We start from the raw sequence: 20,434 nt of genomic DNA, 5'->3' as shown, positions 1-20,434 counted from the left end.
TTCACTGAATGCTGCTGATTGAAAACTTTAAAATAAGCGATTATATATTTTATTTTAAAAAATGAAATACTTATTTTTGCAGACTAATTAATAAAAGTTCTTACAAGGTGGTAAATAGAAGACACATTCGCGTTAAAGTAATGCAATCCATTTATGCGATGCATCAAAGCGGTTCAGATAATCTGGAAAAAGAAGAAAAATTCCTTTTTTACAGTATCGACAATATTCAAGATTTATACCTTATAATGCTTTCTTCCCTGATTGAAATTTGTAAAACAGAAACTGTCTTTTTACATAAATCTAGTTTGAAACATCTAGCAACTCCTGAGGAACGTAAACCCAACGAAAAGTTCATCAAAAACAGAATCTTTCAAATCCTTGCCGAAAACAATTCATTAAGTATTGCGCTGGAAAACCGTAAAATCAATAATTGGTCTTTAAACGATGATTATATCTTACTGCTTTTGAATGACGTAAAAGCTAGTAAATTGTATGCGGATTACATGAGTAATTCAGTAAATACATTTGAAGAAGACAGACAGTTTATCGTTGATTTATTCATGGATGTAATTGTTCCAAATGAAAAATTATACGAATATTTAGAGGATGATAAGTTAACTTGGGTTGATGATATTCCATTAGTGAATACGCATATTATCAAGCAATTGAAAGCCATTAAATCTGGTGAAGATGATAATTTTAGAGTTCCAAAATTGTATAAAGACAATGAGGATAAGGATTTTGTTAAAGATTTGTTCAGAAAAACAGTCTTAAACGAAACGGAATTAGCAAAAGAATACCTTGATAAAACACCAAATTGGGATACTGAAAGAATTGCCGAAATTGACACCATTATTCTTAAAATGGCAATCTGTGAATTTTTGAAATTCCCATCTATACCAGTAAAAGTAACTCTTAACGAATATTTAGAAGTTGCCAAAGAATATTCTACGCCAAAAAGTAGTATTTTTATCAACGGAATTTTAGACAATTTAGTAAAAGAACTGGAATCCAGCAAAAGAATCATTAAAGCTGGTCGTGGTTTAATGTAATAATTAACTAATAAAAAAAGAATTTAAATTATGGAACAATTAACTCAATTTGCACCGTTTTTATTAATGTTTGTGGTAATCTATTTCTTCATGATCAGACCACAACAGAAAAGAGCGAAAAATGAAAAAGAATTTGAAAGCAGCTTGAAAGTAGGTGATAAAATCATTACAAAAAGTGGTCTTCACGGAAAAGTTTCTGAGTTAGCGGATACAACTGTTGTTGTTGAAACGATGTCAGGAAAATTGAAAATGGAGCGTTCTGCTATTTCTATGGAAATGAGTGCAGTATTGAACAAAAAATAATTCTCATTTTAATGAATTAAAAAAGTCCCAACCGATTGTTCGGATTGGGACTTTTTTTTTGGATAAAAAATATCCTAATTTTTATTCTTTTTATTCTTCTTCGCTTTTTTTGATTTTGCTTTGGCTTTTTTAGCTTTTATCTTGGCTTTAACTTTTGCTTTCTTAGCTTTATCCTTTTTGGCTTTTTTTGCCTTTTTGGCTTTTGCTTTCGCTTTTTGCTTAGCTTTCTCTTTTGCGTCGGCTTTCTTAGCCTTTTTCTTGTCTTTATCTTTCATCTTTACTTTGGTTTTAATCTTGTTTTTACTTTTTTTCTGATTTGAAACGTCACTATCATCATTGTCTTCTAGATCAATAGTCGAAATTTCTATAGTTTCTGTTATGATTTCTTCAATTACAGGAACTATAATTTCAGCGGGTTCCACTTCAGGTTTAACAACTTTTGTTCTTCGAGCTCTAACTGGCTTAACAATTTCAGGTTTTGCCGGAGATACTGGATCAGTTTCCGCTTCTTTCTTTGGTATCATAATTTATAGTATTAGTTTTTATGCAATTAATCGAATAGTTATTCTGGTGTTACTAAATTGTTACGTGGTTGTAAGTAAATATAGTGATTTAATAGACTGGTCAGTGTTAAGTTTTTCAGAACGATTTAGGAAATTTATTCTGTTTTACAACAAATAGTAACCTAGTAAGGAAGTGTTTTCTTTTTTTAAAGAAAGAGATTGTGTAAAAGATTATGGGAGAATAAAGAGCTATTCTAATATGATTTTGAACAAAAAAAAAGTCCCAACTCTGAGTTTCAGAATTGGGACTTAATTTTATCGGTATTTATCATTCAAACCAATATTTTCTTTTATCATCGGTTTGATTTTTTCAATCCGGGAACGTTTGGTTTCTTCTCGTTTTGCAGTTTCAATGTATTCTAAAAATTCATATTGTTTGTAAGGAGAGAATTTTAGAAAAGCATCTGCTAAATTGGCATCTGCATCTAATTCCTTTTGAAGAAGTTCAGAAACGATAGGTTCTTTTTTCTGTGGTTTACTATTCTTTCCTTGTTTTTCATTGGCAATTGCTTCATGAATGTAATCTAGAACTGCTGCTTCATTGACTTCTTCTTTTGATGAAAATCGCCATTGTCGCAATGATTTGGTAACGCCTTCTTGCGCATTAACCAAAACCTTTTTTTTATCATGCAATAAAACACCATTGAAAAACCAAATCGCAAAGTAATTTTTGAATCCTCCAATTCCGAGTACGTTTTTACCATTCAAGACATAAATAATACCGCCCCATTTGGTTGTTTCCACAAGTTCCGTTTTGACAATAACTGATTTTAGAAGTTCTAATTCTTCTGACCAGCTGTTGTTTCTATCCCAGATATGAGTCGTTTTTGAAGGTTCCAAATAGATTATTTTTTAGAAGAATCTTCTGTAGCTGTCAATTCAGCAATTTTTACAATTACTTCAACTGCTTTTTGCATGCTTTCTACTGGAACATATTCGTATTTTCCATGAAAATTGTGTCCCCCGGCAAAAATATTTGGGCAAGGCAACCCTTTATAAGATAATTGAGAACCGTCAGTACCACCACGAATGGGTTTTATAAGCGGTTTAATTCCTATTTCTTTCATTGCTTTTTCAGCAATATCCACAATATGTTTCACCGGCAGAACCTTTTCTTTCATATTGTAATATTGATCTTTAATCTCAGTGATAACGATGTCTTCACCAAATTGTTTTGCAAATTTCTTATTGATTTTTCGAGCGATTTTCTCGATTAGTTCTTTGCGCTTTTCAAATTTTTTCTTGTTGTGGTCGCGAATGATTAATTCCAATACGGTTTCTTCAATACTTCCATTTAGATGATGTACGTGAAAGAAACCTTCATATCCTTTAGTTTCTTCAGGAGTTTCTCCTGCGGGAAGTTCATTAATAAAATCATTGGCAATCAACATAGAATTGATCATTTTTCCTTTGGCATAGCCAGGATGTACGCTTTTTCCTTTGAAAGTGATTTTGGCGCCAGCCGCATTAAAATTTTCATATTCTAATTCGCCTATTTGGCTACCATCCATTGTGTAAGCCCAATCGGCTCCAAATTTCTCTACATCAAAATGATGCGCACCACGGCCAATTTCTTCGTCAGGTGTAAAACCTATTCTGATTTTTCCGTGTTTGATTTCAGGATTGTTAACAAGGAATTCCATTGCAGTAACAATCTCGGTAATTCCGGCTTTATCATCAGCGCCTAACAGTGTTGTTCCGTCAGTAGTTATTAAAGTTTGCCCTTTGTAAAGCAATAAATCTTTGAAATAACTTGGTGATAACACAATATTTTTTTCTGCATTTAATACAATGTCTTTACCATCATAGTTCGATACAATTTGAGGTTTTACATTGGCTCCGGTAAAATCAGGGGAAGTGTCAAAATGAGAAATAAATCCAATTACAGGAACTTCATGAGTTACATTACTTGGCAAAGTAGCCATGATATATGCTTTTTCATCAATTGTTACGTCCTGCAATCCAATTGTTTTAAGTTCTTCAACCAGTTTATTGGCTAAATCCCATTGTTTTGCTGTACTTGGCGTACTTTCTGATTTGTGGTCAGATTCAGTATCAATAGTTACGTAACTGATGAAACGGTCAATTATATGTTGCATTTTAAATTTGTTTTAATGCAAATATAAACATTTTTTCAGGAGCTTTTTGAAGTTAATAAGCAACTAAATCTTGCAAATTAAAAATAATAATTTCATTGTATAAACAGCAATAAACAATGATTTTTTTTGATAAAAATCAACTTTTTTACATATAAAAAACCACCCGAAGGTGGTTCAAATTAATCTCTCATTTTATGCAGTTTTTCTTCTGCTTTATCTAGATCGCCTTCCAGCTTATTTATTTTTATTTGTCGCTTACTGATTTTGATATTTTCTTTTTCAATTTCAGTAGAACTAAGCTTTCCTTTTGATTTTCTCTGTTCAAATTTTTCTTTGAGTTTTGTTAAATATCTTTCCTCATCTGAGATTTTTGTTTTTATCTTACTAATCGATTTCTCACTCGAAAGAATTTTATCTTGTCGTTTATCAAAAGCTTTTTGTTTTTTTTCAAAATCTTTCTGCTCTTTTTCAATTTTATTAGCTTCCCTTAGCGCTTTTTTCTCCAATTTCATTTTGTCCTTGAGTACTTTAGCTTCTTTTTTTAATGCTTCTTTTTCGGCAGTGGTTGCTAATTTTGCTGCTACTTCTGGAGCAACTTTTATGGTGTCTTTGATTGTTGTAACCGTAGTAATCGTAGTTTTTGTGGCTAACTTTATCGTGTCTGATTTAGTTTCTTGAGCAAAGAAAAGTTGAAAACTAGAAAGCAATACTACAGTGAGAAATAATTTTATATTCATGGCTATGTGTTTTTAAGTTGATGAAAATTGATGTTCAACACTAATTTATTTATTACAAGATAAGAAAAATCATTGAAAAAATCATTTCTTATTTTGTGTTGAGGATGTTGAATCATTTTTTTTTAATTTTAAATTGCTAGTAGTCAATTGTTTGTTTTTTATTGGTGTAAGGTTTTTGTACTTTATTTAACTAATGTTTATTTACACTATTTCTTCTTTGGCTAGAGCCAAATCAAATGTTGCTGTATAATTTTTTTTCGAAATATTTAATTATCGATTAGATAGTTCTATTTTTGCACCAACAACACTACAACCATGTATAAATTACTCATTCGTCCATTTCTATTTTTGTTTGATCCGGAAAAAGTTCATTATTTTACTTTTTCATTAATTCGATTTTTGTCCAAAATTCCAGGTTTTACTAGCCTTTTTAGATTGCTTTACGAAGTAAAAGATTCAAGATTAGAAACTGAAGTTTTTGGTTTAAAATTTAGAAATCCAGTTGGACTTGCTGCTGGGTTTGATAAAGATGCCAAGCTGTATAAAGAATTGTCCAATTTTGGTTTTGGTTTTATTGAAATAGGAACGCTAACTCCAAAAGGACAGGAAGGAAATCCTAAAAAAAGATTGTTTCGTCTGAAAGAAGATAGCGCAATCATTAATAGAATGGGGTTCAATAACGGCGGTGTTCAAGAAGCGGTGGAACGTTTGAAACAAAATAAAGGCGTTTTAATAGGTGGGAATATTGGTAAAAATAAATTGACACCAAACGAAGAAGCCACTTTGGATTATGAAATCTGTTTTGATGCATTATATGATTGTGTGGACTATTTTGTGGTAAATGTAAGTTCCCCAAACACGCCAAATCTTCGAGCGTTACAAGACAAGGAACCATTGACACAATTACTGCAAACCTTACAAAATAAAAATTTGGCTAAGCCAAAACAGAAACCAATCCTCTTAAAAATCGCTCCAGATTTGACGGATGAACAGTTGCTTGATATTATTGATATTATCAAGGAAACTAAAATTGCAGGTGTTATCGCTACTAATACTACTATTTCTCGTGAAGGATTACAATCCGAGAATAAAACTGAAATGGGCGGTTTGTCTGGTAAACCATTAATGCATCGTTCTACTGAAGTCATCCGTTTTTTATCTCAAAAAAGCAATAAAGCCTTCCCAATTATTGGAGTAGGAGGAATTCATTCTGCAGAAGATGCAATAGAAAAATTAGATGCAGGAGCAAGTTTAGTTCAGTTGTACACTGGTTTTATTTATGAAGGTCCGGCTTTGGTGAAAGCCATCAACAAAAAGATTTTAGAAAGATTGTAATACTCCATATTTTACTAAAATCCCTGTCAATAAAGCAATGCCAAAGCTCAATAAAGTTCCAATAAGAACATATTCAGTAAGTTTTCGGTCTTTGGCTTCTTTTAAATCTCCAAATCTGAAAATAGATTTTGCTGCCAATAAAAAACCGATGGCTTCAAAATGGGCAGTAATAACAAAGTAAAAAACAAATAAGCGTTCTAATATTCCAATGTAATTTCCAGCATTCGATAAGGATTCGTCACTTGTTTTGTTTTCAGGAGTCCAAATCGAAATGATATTTTTGATAAGTATCGATGTAGGTTTTGTCAATAAAAGGATGCCAGTTGCAATAATCCAAAATTGATTGTCGAATGCTGTAAAATCAATACGTTTGTTAGTATAAAATAGTGTAATTGTCATGATTACAATAAGATGTAACAGTTGGTCAATCAAAAACCAGTTGCGTTTTGTTTTATTTTTTTGAAAATGTAATTTCAAAAAATCAATCCCTCCATGAGTTACCGCCAACATCACGGCAAACCAAACAAAATCACTAATACTCACTAAAATCCAAGCCAAAATAAAATGAAGGAGTGTATGGATATAAAGATAAATACTTTTGTATTTTCTGTTTTCTTTGTCTAAAACCCAAGATGTAGGCTGTAACAAAAAATCACCAAGTAAATGTGCCAATAATAGTTTTACAAAAATAATCATACACTGAGGGTTTTAATTTTTTTTCTAAAATGATTATCTAATTCCAGTACCAAATCAAACTGCGCTCGTTTTCGTCTGCGACTCACTGCGGCTTGATTTATGCCTAATTTTACACCTATTTCTTCTTGAGAAAGTGATTTGTTAGCTATGGAAACCAAAACAAATTCAGCTGATTGCGCCAGCCAATTATCCATAAAGGTCAATCCTAAACGGAGCATTAAATTCATTTCGGTATCTAAATCGCTATTGCCGGAATTAATGGCTAAGGTCGTTTTTAGTTTTTTTAAAGTTTCAAAAAGCTCTCCTGAACGAACAAATGCAGTTCCGTTGCTTTCAGAAATTGTTGCTGCGGAATAAGTTTTGTCTCCAAAACCAATACTCATTCTCGCATCGAGTTTTAGCGTTTTTAAATAGGCCTTAATTTGCAAAGCCGCGATCAGGGCTTCTTCGGGATTTATAATTTCAATTTGAAATTCGTCTCCTCGATAAATTTCCCAATCACTCGGGTTTTTACCTCTGGTATTCAATAGTTCTTTCAAACCGTCAATCCATATTGTAGAAGGTAGTTTTCTCGAGTTAATAATGTCTCCTGTGATTATACTTATCATAATTCAAATATAGTTAAAAAATCAGTTTCAATTTTAAAACCAAATTATTACCAAATTACGTAATAATATTTATTATTACCAAATTACGTAATATTTTAATTTATTACCGAAATATGTAATAATTTCAATTTTAGAAAATTTGAAACGCATAATTTAAAATTCTTAATTGTTTTTCTATCTTTGGCTTTCTATGGAGCCAATAAAAATTATAGAATGTCCACGTGATGCCATGCAAGGCATCAAACCATTTATTCCTACGGCAAGAAAAGTGACTTATATCCAGTCTTTGTTACGTGTAGGTTTTGATACCATAGATTTTGGAAGCTTTGTTTCGCCTAAAGCGATTCCGCAAATGCAGGATACAGCAGAGGTGTTGGCACAACTAGATTTATCTCAAACCAAAAGCAAGTTATTGGCAATTATTGCCAATACGCAAGGAGCAACTCTGGCTTCAAATCATCCCGAAATACAGTATTTAGGATTCCCATTTTCGATTTCTGAGAATTTCCAAATGCGGAATACCCATAAAACGATTGCCGAATCGTTAATTACTTTACATGAAATCCTTGAAATTGCCGATAGGACTAATAAGGAAGTAGTAGCCTATCTTTCTATGGGATTTGGTAATCCTTACGGTGATCCTTGGAGCGTTGAAATTGTAGGCGAATGGACTGAAAAATTAGCATTAATGGGAGTTAAAATCTTGTCACTTTCGGATACGGTAGGAAGTTCAACACCAGATGTGATTTCGTATTTGTTTTCGAATCTAATTCCGAAATATCCCAAAATAGAATTTGGTGCGCATCTTCATACCACACCTGATAAATGGTTTGAGAAAATTGATGCGGCATATAAAGCGGGTTGCCGTCGTTTTGATGGTGCTATTCAAGGTTTTGGCGGATGTCCGATGGCAACAGATGATTTAACGGGTAATATGCCTACTGAGAAGTTATTATCTTATTTTACTTCGCAAAAAGAAAAAACAGACATGAGTCCTATGAGTTTTGAAAGTGCTTACAATGAGGCTTCTAAGCTATTTGGTGAGTTTCATTAAAATTAAAAAATGATAATTGTACTTGAACTCTAATCTTGAAAATAATAAGTTTATGAATGATACGTTAGTTATACAGTTCCCCAATTTACTTTTAATAGACTAATATGATGCAACTACGGACCATCCATAGAATTTTAAGTGTACTAATTCTAATCTTATTTTCGTCTTCATGCGCAAGTGATTTAGATTACAATCAAGTAAATGATATAAAGTTAGAACCTGTAATTATATCAAATTTAGCTTATTTTGATGTTGAGGCCAATCAGTTTGTAACTGGAGGAGTAGAACAAAACGTAATTTTTGATGCGCCAACTGTCGATGTGTTCAGCGAAAAATTTTTCACGGAAAAGTTAAATAGAATCGATCTTTTTTTTGAAATTAACAATACCATAAATAGAAGTTACAGAATAGACTTAGTGTTTCTGGATAGAAATAATCAGCCAGTTCATTCCTCAAATTTTTTCGTACCTGCTTACTCCGGTGCAGAAAATATAGTTACTAAAACTGAAACATTTCAAAATGCTTCACTGGATTTATTAAAAAGAACAATTAAAATTACTTTTAGGCTCACCATGTTAGCAGGTCCTCCATTAAGCGAAAGCAGTGTAGGAAATTTAAAATTACGTTCAGGAGTAACCGCTTATTTTGTAGTAGAATGAGAAAAATAATTTTAATTTTTGCTCTATTTCTAACAATAGGTTGCTTTTCACAGAACAAACAAATTCTATATAATTTCACTTCAGTGCCTCAGTCTTTGCTGACTAATCCTGGGTCTGATGTCAAGTACAATTGGTATTTTGGGATTCCTTTATTGTCTGGTATTTCCACAAATGTAGGTTCCAGTGGATTTTCGGCGTATGATTTATTTGCAGATAACGGAGTCGATTTTAATGTGAAACTGAGAAATGTAGTATTCTCCACTACAAGAAAAGACAGAATGGCCATAAACGAACAAATAGAATTATTTAATGGCGGTTTTAAAATAGCTGGAGAGCAAGGAGATTCCTATGTTTCTTTTGGTATGTACCAAGAATTTGATTTTATGAGCTATGTGCCTAAAGATATTGCAATTTTGGTTTTGGACGGAAATAGAGATTATTTGGGCAAAGTATTCAATTTAGGCGATTTGAATCTAAAGGCAGAAATGCTTTCGGTTTTTCATCTGGGGTTTCATAAAAAGATAAATGAAAAATTAATTCTAGGAGCGCGAGGAAAGATTTATTCCAGTATTTATAATGTTAACTCCACTAATAATTCAGGTTATATTTATACCATTCCTTCCACACAAGGTGTTTATGAGCAAATGATTTATTCAGATTTGCAATTCAATACATCAGGGGTTGCTAAATATGATGATGAAGATTATGATCCAAATGTGGTAAAAGATATTACTAAAAGAGCTTTTTTAGGCGGTAATTTAGGTTTGGGATTTGATGCCGGTTTGACTTATTATCCAAAGAAAAATATTCAATTTACTGCAAGTGTGATAGATCTTGGTTTTATAAAACATACGAATGAAGTAGAAAGTTTGACTTTTAAAGGAACTTATAAATACGAAGGAGTTATTCCCAAATTTAGCTCTGGAAATTCAGCAGAAGATGGCTTTCAGGAATTTAAGGATGCCGTTCCTTTAGATACCTTGTATGCCGATTATACAACTTGGAGACCTACAAAACTGAATACTTCCATTCAGTTTTCATTCGAAGAAGAAGTCTCCGAAGATTGTAATTGTCTTAATTATGATCCTGAAACTACTTATAAAAGTGCTGTAGGTGCTCAATTATTTATAATGTCTACACCGAGAACGCCTTTAGTTGCTTTTACGACCTATTACAGAAGAAAAATTTTCAATTCGTTGCAAATGAAAGCAACTTATACCATAGATTCTTATTCATATAAAAATATAGGATTGGGCTTGTCCAGTATGCTTGGACCAGTTAATTTCTATATTCTTGCTGATAATCTTTTGGAATATAGGGATGTCACTAAAGCCAATAGTCTGTCTTTTCAGCTAGGTCTTAATGTTATTTTTAAGGATAGTAAAAAATAATATTGGTTTTTATTTGAGTCTTTGTCGTTTAAATCCTTTGTAAATTTCTAAATATTCTGTTATTGAAAAGAGAATGAATTAAATTTTATTGATTGGAAACTTAGGAGTAATTTGGCACCAAAGAATTGACTTTGAACTGTAATTTAATTATTTATTGTAAAATCATAGCGATTTTTTGCGTAAGATTGTCTATATTTGCACGCAATTAAACTCCAACTACAATTGCAATGATCGCACACAACTCTAAGATTATCGGTGAAGGATTAACTTACGATGATGTTCTATTAGTTCCTAACTACTCAAATGTGCTTCCTCGCGAAGTGAGTATTCAATCAAAATTTTCAAGAAATATTACACTTAATGTTCCTATTGTATCTGCTGCTATGGATACAGTTACCGAAAGTGCAATGGCAATTGCTATGGCGCAAGAAGGAGGAATTGGTGTTTTACATAAAAATATGACTATCGAGCAACAAGCTGCGAAAGTTAGAAAAGTAAAACGTGCGGAGTCTGGTATGATTATCGATCCGGTTACTTTGCCATTGACTTCCACTGTTGCAGATGCTAAAAGTGCGATGAAAGAATTTGGTATTGGAGGTATCCCAATTGTAGATGAAAACCAAATATTAAAAGGAATCGTTACCAATAGAGATTTGCGTTTCGAAAAAAATAGTTCAAGACCTATTGTTGAGGTAATGACCAGTGAAAACTTAGTAACTGTTGCCGAAGGTACTTCTCTGGAACAAGCAGAAGTAGTTTTGCAAGGTCATAAAATTGAAAAACTTCCAGTAGTAAATGCTGACTATAAATTAGTGGGTTTAATTACGTTCAGAGACATCACTAAATTGACTCAAAAACCAAATGCAAACAAAGACAAATACGGACGTTTACGTGTTGCCGCTGCATTAGGTGTTACTGCAGATGCTGTTGAAAGAGCTACTGCTTTAGTTAATGCCGGAGTTGACGCAGTTATAATCGATACCGCTCACGGTCATACAAAAGGAGTGGTAGATGTACTGAAATTAGTGAAAGCTAAATTTCCTGACTTAGACGTTATTGTTGGTAATATTGCCACTGCAGAAGCAGCTAAATATTTAGTTGAAAATGGCGCAGATGGAGTAAAAGTTGGCATTGGACCAGGTTCTATTTGTACGACTCGTATTGTTGCGGGTGTTGGTTTTCCTCAATTTTCTGCAGTACTTGAAGTTGCTGCAGCGATTAAAGGTACTGGCGTTCCAGTAATTGCTGATGGTGGAATTCGTTACACAGGTGATATTCCTAAAGCGATTGCTGCAGGTGCAGATTGTGTGATGTTAGGGTCGTTATTAGCTGGTACTATGGAATCTCCTGGTGAAACTATCATTTTCGAAGGAAGAAAATTCAAGTCATACCGTGGAATGGGTTCTGTTGAAGCGATGCAGGAAGGTTCAAAAGACCGTTATTTCCAAGATGTGGAAGATGATGTTAAGAAATTAGTACCGGAAGGAATTGTAGGGCGTGTGCCTTATAAAGGGGAATTGAACGAAAGCATGCAACAATTCATTGGTGGTCTTCGTGCTGGAATGGGATATTGTGGCTCAAAAGATATTCCTACTTTACAAGATACAGGTCGTTTTGTTCGTATTACCGCAAGCGGAATCAACGAAAGTCATCCGCATAATGTAACTATTACGAAAGAAGCTCCTAATTATTCTAGATAATTAATAGTTTTAAATCATAAAAAAAGCATAATTAATTCCGTTTTAGGATTTTAATTATGCTTTTTTATTGCTTTAAACTTTAGTCCTACAATTCAGAGGAATCAGACAAGTCAGCCAGATTGTTCTTTAAATGTTGACTGTCCCAACTGTGATTGGTAGCTGCAATTTGGGAATAAATATCACTCTTTAATAACTGTTCCTGTAATTCAATTTCTTCCTTAATGGTAATCATATACGCCATTTTATCATGTCGTTTTTCAGCTAGTTTACGTGTGGTAATTTCATCGTATTTTATAAATTGTTGCCCTTGTCTGGTTGCTGTATATTTTCGAAGTCCTAACTCTACTAACGCATCAACACCCATATTAACAGCGCTGTATAAAGTTTCTCTGTAAATATGTTCCACTTTATGATCGATTAATTCATAGGCGTCATTTCGGTTTCGGGCACGTGTTAAAATTTTTAAATTTGGAAAGTGCTTCTTTAAGGTTTCAATGACTTGAAGATTTACGGTTGGATTATCAATGGCGGCAATGAAAACTTTAGCATTTTCACAACCGGCAGCTTTCAGTAATTCCAATCGGGTTGCATCTCCATAATAGACTTTAAAACCCATTTTTCGTAATAAATCGATTCGGTCTGAATCATAATCAAGAATAGTTGATTTTATTTGATTAGCTCTCAATAATCGACCGACTGTGCTTCCAAAATGCCCAAAACCAGCTATAATAACAGGGTTATCCTCGTCAATATAATCATTGTCTTTTTTTATTTCTTTTTCCTGAATTCGGGTGTTTGGATATATTATTCGCTCATTTATTAGTAAGAGAAAAGGAGTTGCAACCATACTCATGGCTATGACTGCCATAATTTGATTGGCTAAAATACTGGGCACAATATTCAATTGCATACAGAAACTCATAATTACAAAACCAAATTCTCCTGCTTGGCTCAAACCAAATGCAAACAGTAGATTTTGGTCTAATTTCTTTTTATAATACCGACTGGTAAAAAATAGAACGATGAATTTTACTAATGTTAGAATCGCTCCAAAAGCAAAAATAAATAATGGATTGTCAATAATTAATTGAAAGTTTATTGAGGCACCTACGCCCAGAAAAAACAATCCCAAAAGCAATCCTTTAAATGGCGCAATATCGCCTTCTAATTCATGGCGAAATTCAGAGTTGGCTAATACAACACCAGCCATAAAAGCACCTAATGCAGGGCTTAATCCAATTAATTGCATCATATACGAAACACCAACGACGAGCAGTAATGCAGAAGCAGTAAACAATTCCTGTAACCTGGTTTTTGCGATTATATGCAATAACGGAACAAACAAAAAGCGACCTGCAAAATAAATTGTCGAAATAATTCCGATTACGATTACCGTTTGCAACCAGCTCGCATAACCTGTAATTAATGATTGTGGCGCATCATTTGTAGCCTCAAGATTTACGGTTGACAAAAGAGGTAAAAAGGCTAAAATTGGGATTACGGCAATATCTTGAAAAAGTAAAACAGCAAATGAGGAACGTCCTACTGAAGTATTTGATAATCCTTTTTCTTTTAAGGTTTGCAATACAATAGCAGTAGAAGATAAAGCCAGTGCCAGTGAAATCGCTAATGTAGTTTCCCATCTCCAGTCCATAAAAAAAAGACATCCTAGAAATAGTATTATTGTCGTTCCAATTAATTGCATGGAGCCCATTCCAAGAATGAATTTCCGCATTTTCCAAAACTTGCTTGGTTCTAATTCAAGACCAATTAAAAAAAGCATCATTACCACACCAAATTCGGCAAAATGCATTATATCCTGACCTTCCTGACCAATAAAACCAAGAACAAAAGGACCAATGATTATTCCCGCCAATAAATAGCCTAAAATAGAACTCAAGCCTAATTTTTTAGCAATTGGTACGCAAATTACGGCAGCAGTTAAATAAATGATTGCCTGAAGCAAAAAATTAGTATCCATATTATGTCAGTATTGTTGCAAACCATTCATTCAAGTAATGGTGTTGCAAAATTTCATCCGTATCTATATCATGATTCTCTAAATAGTCCAGAAAATAGCCATAAATCAAACCATTTTTTTCATAATCTTCATCGGTCATGTTATGTGTTCCGTGCACTACAAAAGGAGGTAAGTAAATCATATTACACACTTTTGCAGTTTGGTTAAAAGGTTCCAATAATTCAAGAATACTATAACGATCACTACCCGTTTCGCAATAATTTTCCTTGTCGCCACCAGTAGTAATCACCTGAAAAATAATTTTATCCTGTAATGCTTTTCCCTTTTTTCCATAAGCCCAGTTATGTTCCAGTACCATATCAATCCATTGTTTCATTAATGGCGGACAACTATACCAATACATAGGATGGTGCCAAATGATAATATCATGCCGGCTTAATAAATCTTGCTCGAATTTTACATCAATATCAAAATCAGGATAGTGTTCATATAAATCATGAAAAGTAATGTTTTCTGAATCGGGAATGTTTTCCACCAAAGCTTTATTCGCATGAGATTTCTCGAATAGCGGATGTGAAAATAGGATTAAGATTTTATTTTTTGGCATAAATTTATTTTAACTATTTAAAAGAATTATTGTGTTGATTTACACTGTTTTTATGAAAATAAAACTGCTCTAAGGTATAAAATATTGCTTAATCTTAATAATTTACTATGGTTCAAATATTATTTTTTAATGATAAACAGAAAATCCTGTCTAAACAAAATCTAAAGTTTCGTTCAGACGGGATGTATTTAGAATCTATATTTAGGAATGTACTGATTGAACCAAAAATGGATTGTAAAAAAATTACTTAATTAATTTTTAGAAAGATTGGCTAATAATTTTTTGCTGCCCACAATCCAAAGAATATCATTTTTTTCTAAAATCAATTTTGATTCTGGGTTGAGTATTCTTTTTCCTCCTCTTTCCAAGCCAACTATCAAGCCACGTGTTTTTTCACGTAATTCAGAATCACGGATGCTTTTTCCAATAAATGCCTCGTTGATGAGTTCTAACTGTTGTAATACAATATCAGATTCAGTTGCTAATGGAGATACATCAATTTCATGTTGGTCCAAATATTTTTTAAATGCTGCCACTTGGGTATCAGTTCCAATGACGCAAATTTCATCGCCAGGAAAAAGTCTTTCGTTTCTACTAGGAATATTAATCGTGATTTCTCCACGCTTAACAAAAGCGATATTAATTCCTAATAGCTCTCTAATACTTAATTCTTCGAGTGTTTTTCCAGCAATATTCGAGGTTGGAGCAATTTCAAATGTGGTCATGTGACCATCCCAGGGTGTTAAATCACTTCGGCTTCTTACTGCTTTTTTAATTTCTCGTGCGTTTAAATTTTGTAAAAAGTGATCTTCAATTTTATGATATTGGGCATTTAATTTTTTTGGAAAAACAAAATAGACTACAACAGCTGCAATCAGGACTATGAAAGCGATTACGGGTGAGAAAAAGATATTCAATAAAAATCCAATATAAATCAGGGTCAATATCATTCGCAGTAAAATCATCATTAGTATTGGCCCTCGATATTTGCGCTCTTCTCTTAATATTGCCACCTGTTTAACTGCAATGCGGCGTAAAGAAAGAGCCCATAAGAAAGGGGATAATATCACTAATGTAATTAATGCGGCGAATATGTTTCCAAATTGCGATCCTTGAACTAAAGGTAAAATGAATTTTGATGAAAGTAAAATAACGGCTACAATAATCACGGAATGGATTATCACCTGAGTCAGAAATGCGCGAACAACGATTTGCCAGTTGCTTACTAATTTTATGGATTGCGCATTGGCACTGTATCGTTCAATTTTTTTAATCCACTTTCGAGGCAGTTTTTTTTCTAGATATTCTGAAAAAGGAGTGGCAAATTTCACCATAAAAGGAGTCGTAAAGGTGGTCACTGCAGATACTGCCACCACAATTGGATAAAGAAAATCACTAGTTACATTCAAGGTCATTCCTAGTGTTGCAATGATAAAGGAGAATTCCCCAATTTGAGATAAACTCATTCCGGTTTGCACCGATTGTTTCAGTGGTTGCCCAGAAAGTAACGCACCAATTGTTGAGCTTATTGATTGTCCTAAAATCACGACTAAGGTTAAAATAGCAACCGGCAAGGCATATTCATATAAAGTTCCGGGGTTAATTAACATACCAACGGATACAAAGAAAACGGCACCAAAAAGGTCTTTTACAGGTTTTACCAAATGTTCTATGTGTTCTGCCTGAGTAGTTTCGGCAATGATGGAACCCATAATAAAAGCGCCTAACGCAGGAGAAAAACCAACATTGGCAGCCAGAATAACCATCATTAAACACAATGCAAGTGAGATGATTAAAAGCATTTCGTCCGTTAATATATTTTTAGCTTTTTTAAGTAAAGTCGGGATAAAAAAGATACCGCCAACAAACCAAATAGTCAAGAAAAAGATTAGTTTAAAAACGGATAATAACAATTCACTTCCTGAAAATTGTTGACTCACTGCAATTGTAGAAAGCAACACCATCATCAAAATGGCGACTATATCTTGAACGATAAGCGAGCCAATAACGATTCCCGCAAATTTTTGGGTTTTTACGCCCAATTCATCAAATGTTTTTAAGATAATTGTAGTGGATGAAATCGAAAGTATAACTCCTAAAAAGATACTGTCCATAGGTTTCCAACCAATCCATTGGCCCACTAAATATCCGATGGAAACCATCGCAATAATTTGTGTTACGGCAGTAATCGATGCTGTTCCACCCACTTTCATCAGTTTCTTAAAACTGAATTCCAGTCCCAAACTAAATAATAAAAAGATTACCCCAATTTCTGCCCAAACTTCTACACTTTTAATATCTTTTACAGAAGGGAAAAAATCAAAATGATTTCCTGCCAAAAATCCGGCAATTAAATACCCTAGAACCAGCGGCTGTTTTATTTTTTTAAATAAAAAAACTGCAACTGCAGCTGTCATCAGGATTAATCCTAAATCACTAATTAGAGGTTGTAAGTGGTGTGATACATTTGCTACTGTTTCTGTGGTATTCATAGGCGTTTACTGATTTTTAAGGTTTTTGTGTATATTGGTAAGATATAAAAAAACTTTAATTTTTGAAATATAATTAGAGCTGAATACGGCTTTTTATGGTTTTTTTAGCAATAAAAATCCCGTTGAAAAGAATTCTTATTTCTTTTCAACGGGATTTTATAAAATGGAATAATTTTTAAATTTATATTCCTAAGAAATTACTAGGAGTGATTTGCATCAACTCGGCTTTAATTTTATCCGAAACTTCTAAGGTTGCAATAAAACCATGAATTGCATTTTTATCAATCGCCTCATTGGTTCTGGTCAATCCTTTTAATGCTTCATACGGATTAGGATATCCTTCACGACGTAAAATCGTTTGAATTGCTTCCGCAACTACAGCCCAGTTTTTCTCTAAATCTTCGTGGAATTTTGGCTCATTCAATAACAATTTGTTTAATCCTTTCAAAGTGGCTTCAAAAGCGATTAATGTATGTCCCATTGGTACACCAATATTTCTTAAAACGGTACTGTCTGTCAAATCACGTTGTAATCTTGACAATGGTAATTTAGCAGATAAATGTTCGAAAATAGCATTGGCTATACCTAAGTTTCCTTCTGAATTTTCAAAATCAATTGGGTTTACTTTGTGAGGCATAGCCGAAGAACCTATTTCTCCCGCTTTGATTTTTTGTTTGAAATATTCCATCGAAACATACGTCCAAATATCTCGGTCTAAATCGATGATAATCGTATTTATTCTTTTCAAAGCATCAAAAAATGCAGCGAAATGATCGTAATGTTCAATTTGCGTAGTAGGGAAGGAGTGGTGTAAACCAAGGTTTTCCTCTACAAATTTTCCTCCGAATTTTCTCCAGTCAATTTGAGGATACGCCACGTGATGTGCGTTATAATTTCCTGTTGCACCACCAAATTTAGCCGCAAAAGGAACATTAAACAACAAACGCATTTGCTCTTCTAAACGTTCTACAAAAACACCAATTTCTTTACCCAAACGAGTTGGAGAAGCCGGTTGTCCGTGCGTACGGGCAAGCATTGGAACGTCCTTCCACTCCACACTTAAATCTTTCAATTTTGAAGTTAAAGTAATCAAAGAAGGCATGTATACTTTCTCGAAAGCTTCTTTTGTAGATAGCGGAATCGCAGTGTTATTAATATCTTGGGAAGTCAATCCAAAATGGATGAACTCTTTATATTCTGATAATCCTAGTTTTTCAAAAGCATCTTTGATGAAGTATTCAACCGCTTTTACATCGTGGTTGGTTACTTTTTCTGTTTCTTTTATCCAAAGTGCATCTTCAGTAGAGAAGTTTTTATAGATGTTGCGTAAGCTCTCGAATAAATCTGGGTTTACGTTTTTTAATTGTGGCAAAGGCACTTCGCACAAAGCAATAAAATATTCAATTTCAACCAATACGCGGTATTTGATTAAGGCTTCTTCAGAGAAAAATGGAGCCAGAGAAATAGTCTTGTTTCTATATCTTCCGTCGATTGGCGATATAGCATTCAATTCGTTTAAAGTAGTCATTGTTTTGTTGTTTGTTCGAAAGGCACAAATATAAACCTTTCGAGACAAATTAGAAAACGAATGGTTTTTAAATAAACTCGATAAGCTTCTTTTTTAGTGTTTTCATTCCTTCAGAAGCCACTTCTGGAATCACATCCAATGGATTTCTAAGATTTGGGATTTTTATAGGTTTTGGATCAATATAAAAAATAGGCGTTTCTCGCGCTGTGAAATCGATTAATCCTGCCGCAGGATATACTTGTAATGACGTTCCTATAACTGCAAAATAATCCGCACTTTGAGTTAGTGTTATTGCTTCATCAAGCGCAGGAACTTCTTCACCAAACCAAACAATATGTGGACGCAATTGATTTTTATTTTCATCTAAATCGCCAAAATTCAAATCCTCCTGCCAATCCAGAATGTAATTTGGATTTTTGGTACTTCTCACTTTCAATAGCTCACCGTGCAAATGCAACACATTAGTACTTCCGGCGCGTTCGTGTAAATCATCCACATTTTGGGTAATGATATATACATCAAATTCATTCTCTAATTCAGCGAGAATTTGATGACCCAAATTGGGTGCTACTTCTTTGAGTTGTTTTCGTCTTTGATTGTAAAAATCCAGTACCAAAGCCGGGTTTTTACGCCAGCCTTCGGGAGTTGCGACATCCATGACGTTATGGCCTTCCCAAAGTCCGTCACTGTCACGGAAAGTTTTGATACCGCTTTCGGCACTGATTCCGGCACCAGTTAAGACTACTAATTTCTTTTTCATGTATTTTATTATTGGACGCAGATGAAACGGATTTTCAAACGCCGATTTTTTAAAATATTTAATAGAAATTAAAATTAGTGTATTTGCGGTGAAAATAGTTAGTATTTTTGACGAATAATTTTTTTAAAATGATTGATATCGATTACCTTAATTTTCTTGAAAATATACTGACTGATAACCGCAAAGAAAAATTTCTGAAAGTATTGGAAAACAGAACCAAGCATTTTACGATTGCTGTTGAGGATATTTTCCAGATGCACAATACCAGTGCGGTGATGCGCAGTTGTGAGATTTTTGGAATTCAGGAATTGAATGTTATCGAGCAGCGTTACGGAAAAAGTATCGATAAGGAAATTGCTATGGGTGCCCAAAAATGGGTTGACATCAATACCTTCGACAGTATTTCGAATTGTGTGGATACGTTAAAAAATAAGGGGTATCAAATCATTGCCACTACGCCACATGAGAATGATTGTTTGATGGAAGATTTTGATATTTCCAAACCCAGCGCTTTATTTTTTGGAACAGAAAGAGACGGATTATCCGAGGAAATTTTACAACGTGCCGATGGTTTTCTAAAAATTCCCATGGTTGGTTTCACGGAAAGTCTGAACATCTCGGTTTCAGCGGCAATCATCATTCAAAACTTGACAAATCGATTGCGCAATTCAAACATTGATTGGCACTTATCCGAAAATGAAATTTTAGAAAAACGTTTGGCTTGGGCCAAAAATTCCATAAAAGATATTAAGAGAATAGAAGAACGGTATTTTTCTGAAAACGTGAAATAGTTCTTTCATATAATGGTACGCTAATGTTTTTTATTTTAAAAAATATCATGTGACTTGTACTATTTTCACGAAACAAGA

Annotated in this window: 19 protein-coding genes; 8 read left to right on the top strand and 11 right to left on the bottom strand. The window is 33.5% G+C overall.

Going from position 1 to position 20,434, the window contains the following annotated elements:
* Positions 1-140 precede the first annotated feature (140 nt).
* Together nusB and yajC are read left to right on the top strand one after the other, a co-directional pair.
* Positions 141-1,052 (top strand): transcription antitermination factor NusB, encoded by a 912-nt coding sequence (nusB, locus tag QLS65_RS09600; protein ID WP_121343287.1) that lies wholly within the window; start codon positions 141-143, stop codon positions 1,050-1,052.
* Positions 1,053-1,082: 30 nt separating this feature from the next.
* Positions 1,083-1,355 carry a preprotein translocase subunit YajC gene (yajC, locus tag QLS65_RS09595; protein ID WP_099715973.1) on the top strand — a complete coding sequence of 91 codons (273 nt, stop codon included), beginning with the start codon at positions 1,083-1,085 and terminating at the stop codon, positions 1,353-1,355.
* 74 nt (positions 1,356-1,429) lie between these two features.
* On the opposite strand, the gene QLS65_RS09590 is transcribed toward yajC, so the two are convergent.
* The 4 genes from QLS65_RS09590 to QLS65_RS09575 all read right to left on the bottom strand — a co-directional run bounded on the left by QLS65_RS09590 (position 1,430) and on the right by QLS65_RS09575 (position 4,754).
* On the bottom strand, positions 1,430-1,879 hold the full coding sequence (locus tag QLS65_RS09590) for a hypothetical protein (RefSeq protein ID WP_282717100.1): 450 nt from the start codon (positions 1,877-1,879) through the stop codon (positions 1,430-1,432).
* Between the two features lie 294 nt (positions 1,880-2,173).
* Complete coding sequence (locus tag QLS65_RS09585; RefSeq protein ID WP_282717098.1) at positions 2,174-2,758, bottom strand: YdeI/OmpD-associated family protein; 585 nt, start codon at positions 2,756-2,758, stop codon at positions 2,174-2,176.
* Between the two features lie 5 nt (positions 2,759-2,763).
* Positions 2,764-4,017, bottom strand: a complete 1,254-nt coding sequence (gene pepT / locus QLS65_RS09580; RefSeq protein WP_282712260.1) for a peptidase T — start codon at positions 4,015-4,017, stop codon at positions 2,764-2,766.
* A gap of 179 nt (positions 4,018-4,196) precedes the next feature.
* Positions 4,197-4,754, bottom strand: coding sequence for a hypothetical protein (locus tag QLS65_RS09575; RefSeq protein WP_282717092.1), 558 nt, complete (start codon positions 4,752-4,754; stop codon positions 4,197-4,199).
* A 315-nt stretch (positions 4,755-5,069) separates the two neighbouring features.
* Between QLS65_RS09575 and QLS65_RS09570 the strand changes: the two genes are divergently transcribed.
* Positions 5,070-6,089, top strand: a complete 1,020-nt coding sequence (locus QLS65_RS09570) for a quinone-dependent dihydroorotate dehydrogenase (RefSeq protein WP_282712257.1) — start codon at positions 5,070-5,072, stop codon at positions 6,087-6,089.
* Here QLS65_RS09570 and QLS65_RS09565 read toward each other — a convergent pair.
* Complete coding sequence (locus QLS65_RS09565) at positions 6,075-6,785, bottom strand: DUF3307 domain-containing protein (protein ID WP_282717085.1); 711 nt, start codon at positions 6,783-6,785, stop codon at positions 6,075-6,077. The genes QLS65_RS09570 and QLS65_RS09565 overlap by 15 nt on opposite strands.
* Positions 6,782-7,393, bottom strand: coding sequence for a hypothetical protein (locus tag QLS65_RS09560; RefSeq protein WP_282717084.1), 612 nt, complete (start codon positions 7,391-7,393; stop codon positions 6,782-6,784). The genes QLS65_RS09565 and QLS65_RS09560 overlap by 4 nt, the downstream gene beginning before the upstream one ends.
* Positions 7,394-7,583: 190 nt before the next feature.
* Here QLS65_RS09560 and QLS65_RS09555 point away from each other — a divergent pair, with 190 nt between their 5' ends.
* The 4 genes from QLS65_RS09555 to guaB all read left to right on the top strand — a co-directional run bounded on the left by QLS65_RS09555 (position 7,584) and on the right by guaB (position 12,197).
* The gene (locus tag QLS65_RS09555; RefSeq protein WP_282717082.1) at positions 7,584-8,447 is read left to right on the top strand and encodes a hydroxymethylglutaryl-CoA lyase; all 864 of its coding nucleotides are present in this window, start codon (positions 7,584-7,586) and stop codon (positions 8,445-8,447) included.
* Positions 8,448-8,551: 104 nt separating this feature from the next.
* Positions 8,552-9,106 (top strand): hypothetical protein, encoded by a 555-nt coding sequence (locus QLS65_RS09550; protein WP_233550007.1) that lies wholly within the window; start codon positions 8,552-8,554, stop codon positions 9,104-9,106.
* Positions 9,103-10,497, top strand: a complete 1,395-nt coding sequence (locus QLS65_RS09545; RefSeq protein ID WP_282712252.1) for a DUF5723 family protein — start codon at positions 9,103-9,105, stop codon at positions 10,495-10,497. Before QLS65_RS09550 ends, QLS65_RS09545 begins: the two co-directional genes overlap by 4 nt.
* A 227-nt stretch (positions 10,498-10,724) precedes the next feature.
* A complete protein-coding gene (guaB, locus tag QLS65_RS09540; RefSeq protein ID WP_099715965.1) occupies positions 10,725-12,197 on the top strand; it encodes an IMP dehydrogenase in 1,473 nt (490 codons plus the stop codon).
* 85 nt (positions 12,198-12,282) lie between these two features.
* Here guaB and QLS65_RS09535 read toward each other — a convergent pair whose 3' ends face one another.
* From QLS65_RS09535 to QLS65_RS09515, 5 genes are all read right to left on the bottom strand, one after another.
* A complete protein-coding gene (locus tag QLS65_RS09535) occupies positions 12,283-14,178 on the bottom strand; it encodes a monovalent cation:proton antiporter-2 (CPA2) family protein (RefSeq protein ID WP_282712251.1) in 1,896 nt (631 codons plus the stop codon).
* A gap of 1 nt (position 14,179) precedes the next feature.
* The gene (locus tag QLS65_RS09530) at positions 14,180-14,785 is read right to left on the bottom strand and encodes an NAD(P)H-dependent oxidoreductase (RefSeq protein ID WP_282712250.1); all 606 of its coding nucleotides are present in this window, start codon (positions 14,783-14,785) and stop codon (positions 14,180-14,182) included.
* A 251-nt stretch (positions 14,786-15,036) separates the two neighbouring features.
* Entirely contained in the window at positions 15,037-17,277 is a 2,241-nt protein-coding gene (locus QLS65_RS09525; RefSeq protein WP_282717079.1) for a cation:proton antiporter domain-containing protein, read from the bottom strand.
* Positions 17,278-17,458: 181 nt separating this feature from the next.
* Positions 17,459-18,805 carry an adenylosuccinate lyase gene (gene purB, locus QLS65_RS09520; RefSeq protein ID WP_282717077.1) on the bottom strand — a complete coding sequence of 449 codons (1,347 nt, stop codon included), beginning with the start codon at positions 18,803-18,805 and terminating at the stop codon, positions 17,459-17,461.
* A gap of 67 nt (positions 18,806-18,872) precedes the next feature.
* Complete coding sequence (locus QLS65_RS09515; protein WP_282712245.1) at positions 18,873-19,565, bottom strand: SIR2 family NAD-dependent protein deacylase; 693 nt, start codon at positions 19,563-19,565, stop codon at positions 18,873-18,875.
* Positions 19,566-19,693: 128 nt separating this feature from the next.
* Between QLS65_RS09515 and QLS65_RS09510 the strand changes: the two genes are divergently transcribed.
* Complete coding sequence (locus QLS65_RS09510) at positions 19,694-20,356, top strand: TrmH family RNA methyltransferase (RefSeq protein WP_282712244.1); 663 nt, start codon at positions 19,694-19,696, stop codon at positions 20,354-20,356.
* Positions 20,357-20,434: the final 78 nt, after the last annotated feature.

It is taken from the genome of Flavobacterium algoritolerans (assembly GCF_030010385.1).
Taxonomy (GTDB): domain Bacteria; phylum Bacteroidota; class Bacteroidia; order Flavobacteriales; family Flavobacteriaceae; genus Flavobacterium; species Flavobacterium algoritolerans.
The sequence above is the reverse complement of the archived record's forward strand: the minus strand, read 5'-3'. Positions and strand labels throughout refer to the sequence as shown.

Bases quoted from the DNA above. Each gene is read 5' to 3' on its own strand.
- nusB (WP_121343287.1), top strand. From the start codon at position 141: ATGCAATCCATTTATGCGATGCATCAAAGCGGTTCAGATAATCTGGAA.
- yajC (WP_099715973.1), top strand. From the start codon at position 1,083: ATGGAACAATTAACTCAATTTGCACCGTTTTTATTAATGTTTGTGGTA.
- QLS65_RS09590 (WP_282717100.1), bottom strand. From the start codon at position 1,879: ATGATACCAAAGAAAGAAGCGGAAACTGATCCAGTATCTCCGGCAAAA.
- pepT (WP_282712260.1), bottom strand. From the start codon at position 4,017: ATGCAACATATAATTGACCGTTTCATCAGTTACGTAACTATTGATACT.
- QLS65_RS09575 (WP_282717092.1), bottom strand. From the start codon at position 4,754: ATGAATATAAAATTATTTCTCACTGTAGTATTGCTTTCTAGTTTTCAA.
- QLS65_RS09570 (WP_282712257.1), top strand. From the start codon at position 5,070: ATGTATAAATTACTCATTCGTCCATTTCTATTTTTGTTTGATCCGGAA.
- QLS65_RS09565 (WP_282717085.1), bottom strand. From the start codon at position 6,785: ATGATTATTTTTGTAAAACTATTATTGGCACATTTACTTGGTGATTTT.
- QLS65_RS09560 (WP_282717084.1), bottom strand. From the start codon at position 7,393: ATGATAAGTATAATCACAGGAGACATTATTAACTCGAGAAAACTACCT.
- QLS65_RS09555 (WP_282717082.1), top strand. From the start codon at position 7,584: ATGGAGCCAATAAAAATTATAGAATGTCCACGTGATGCCATGCAAGGC.
- QLS65_RS09550 (WP_233550007.1), top strand. From the start codon at position 8,552: ATGATGCAACTACGGACCATCCATAGAATTTTAAGTGTACTAATTCTA.
- QLS65_RS09545 (WP_282712252.1), top strand. From the start codon at position 9,103: ATGAGAAAAATAATTTTAATTTTTGCTCTATTTCTAACAATAGGTTGC.
- guaB (WP_099715965.1), top strand. From the start codon at position 10,725: ATGATCGCACACAACTCTAAGATTATCGGTGAAGGATTAACTTACGAT.
- QLS65_RS09535 (WP_282712251.1), bottom strand. From the start codon at position 14,178: ATGGATACTAATTTTTTGCTTCAGGCAATCATTTATTTAACTGCTGCC.
- QLS65_RS09530 (WP_282712250.1), bottom strand. From the start codon at position 14,785: ATGCCAAAAAATAAAATCTTAATCCTATTTTCACATCCGCTATTCGAG.
- QLS65_RS09525 (WP_282717079.1), bottom strand. From the start codon at position 17,277: ATGAATACCACAGAAACAGTAGCAAATGTATCACACCACTTACAACCT.
- purB (WP_282717077.1), bottom strand. From the start codon at position 18,805: ATGACTACTTTAAACGAATTGAATGCTATATCGCCAATCGACGGAAGA.
- QLS65_RS09515 (WP_282712245.1), bottom strand. From the start codon at position 19,565: ATGAAAAAGAAATTAGTAGTCTTAACTGGTGCCGGAATCAGTGCCGAA.
- QLS65_RS09510 (WP_282712244.1), top strand. From the start codon at position 19,694: ATGATTGATATCGATTACCTTAATTTTCTTGAAAATATACTGACTGAT.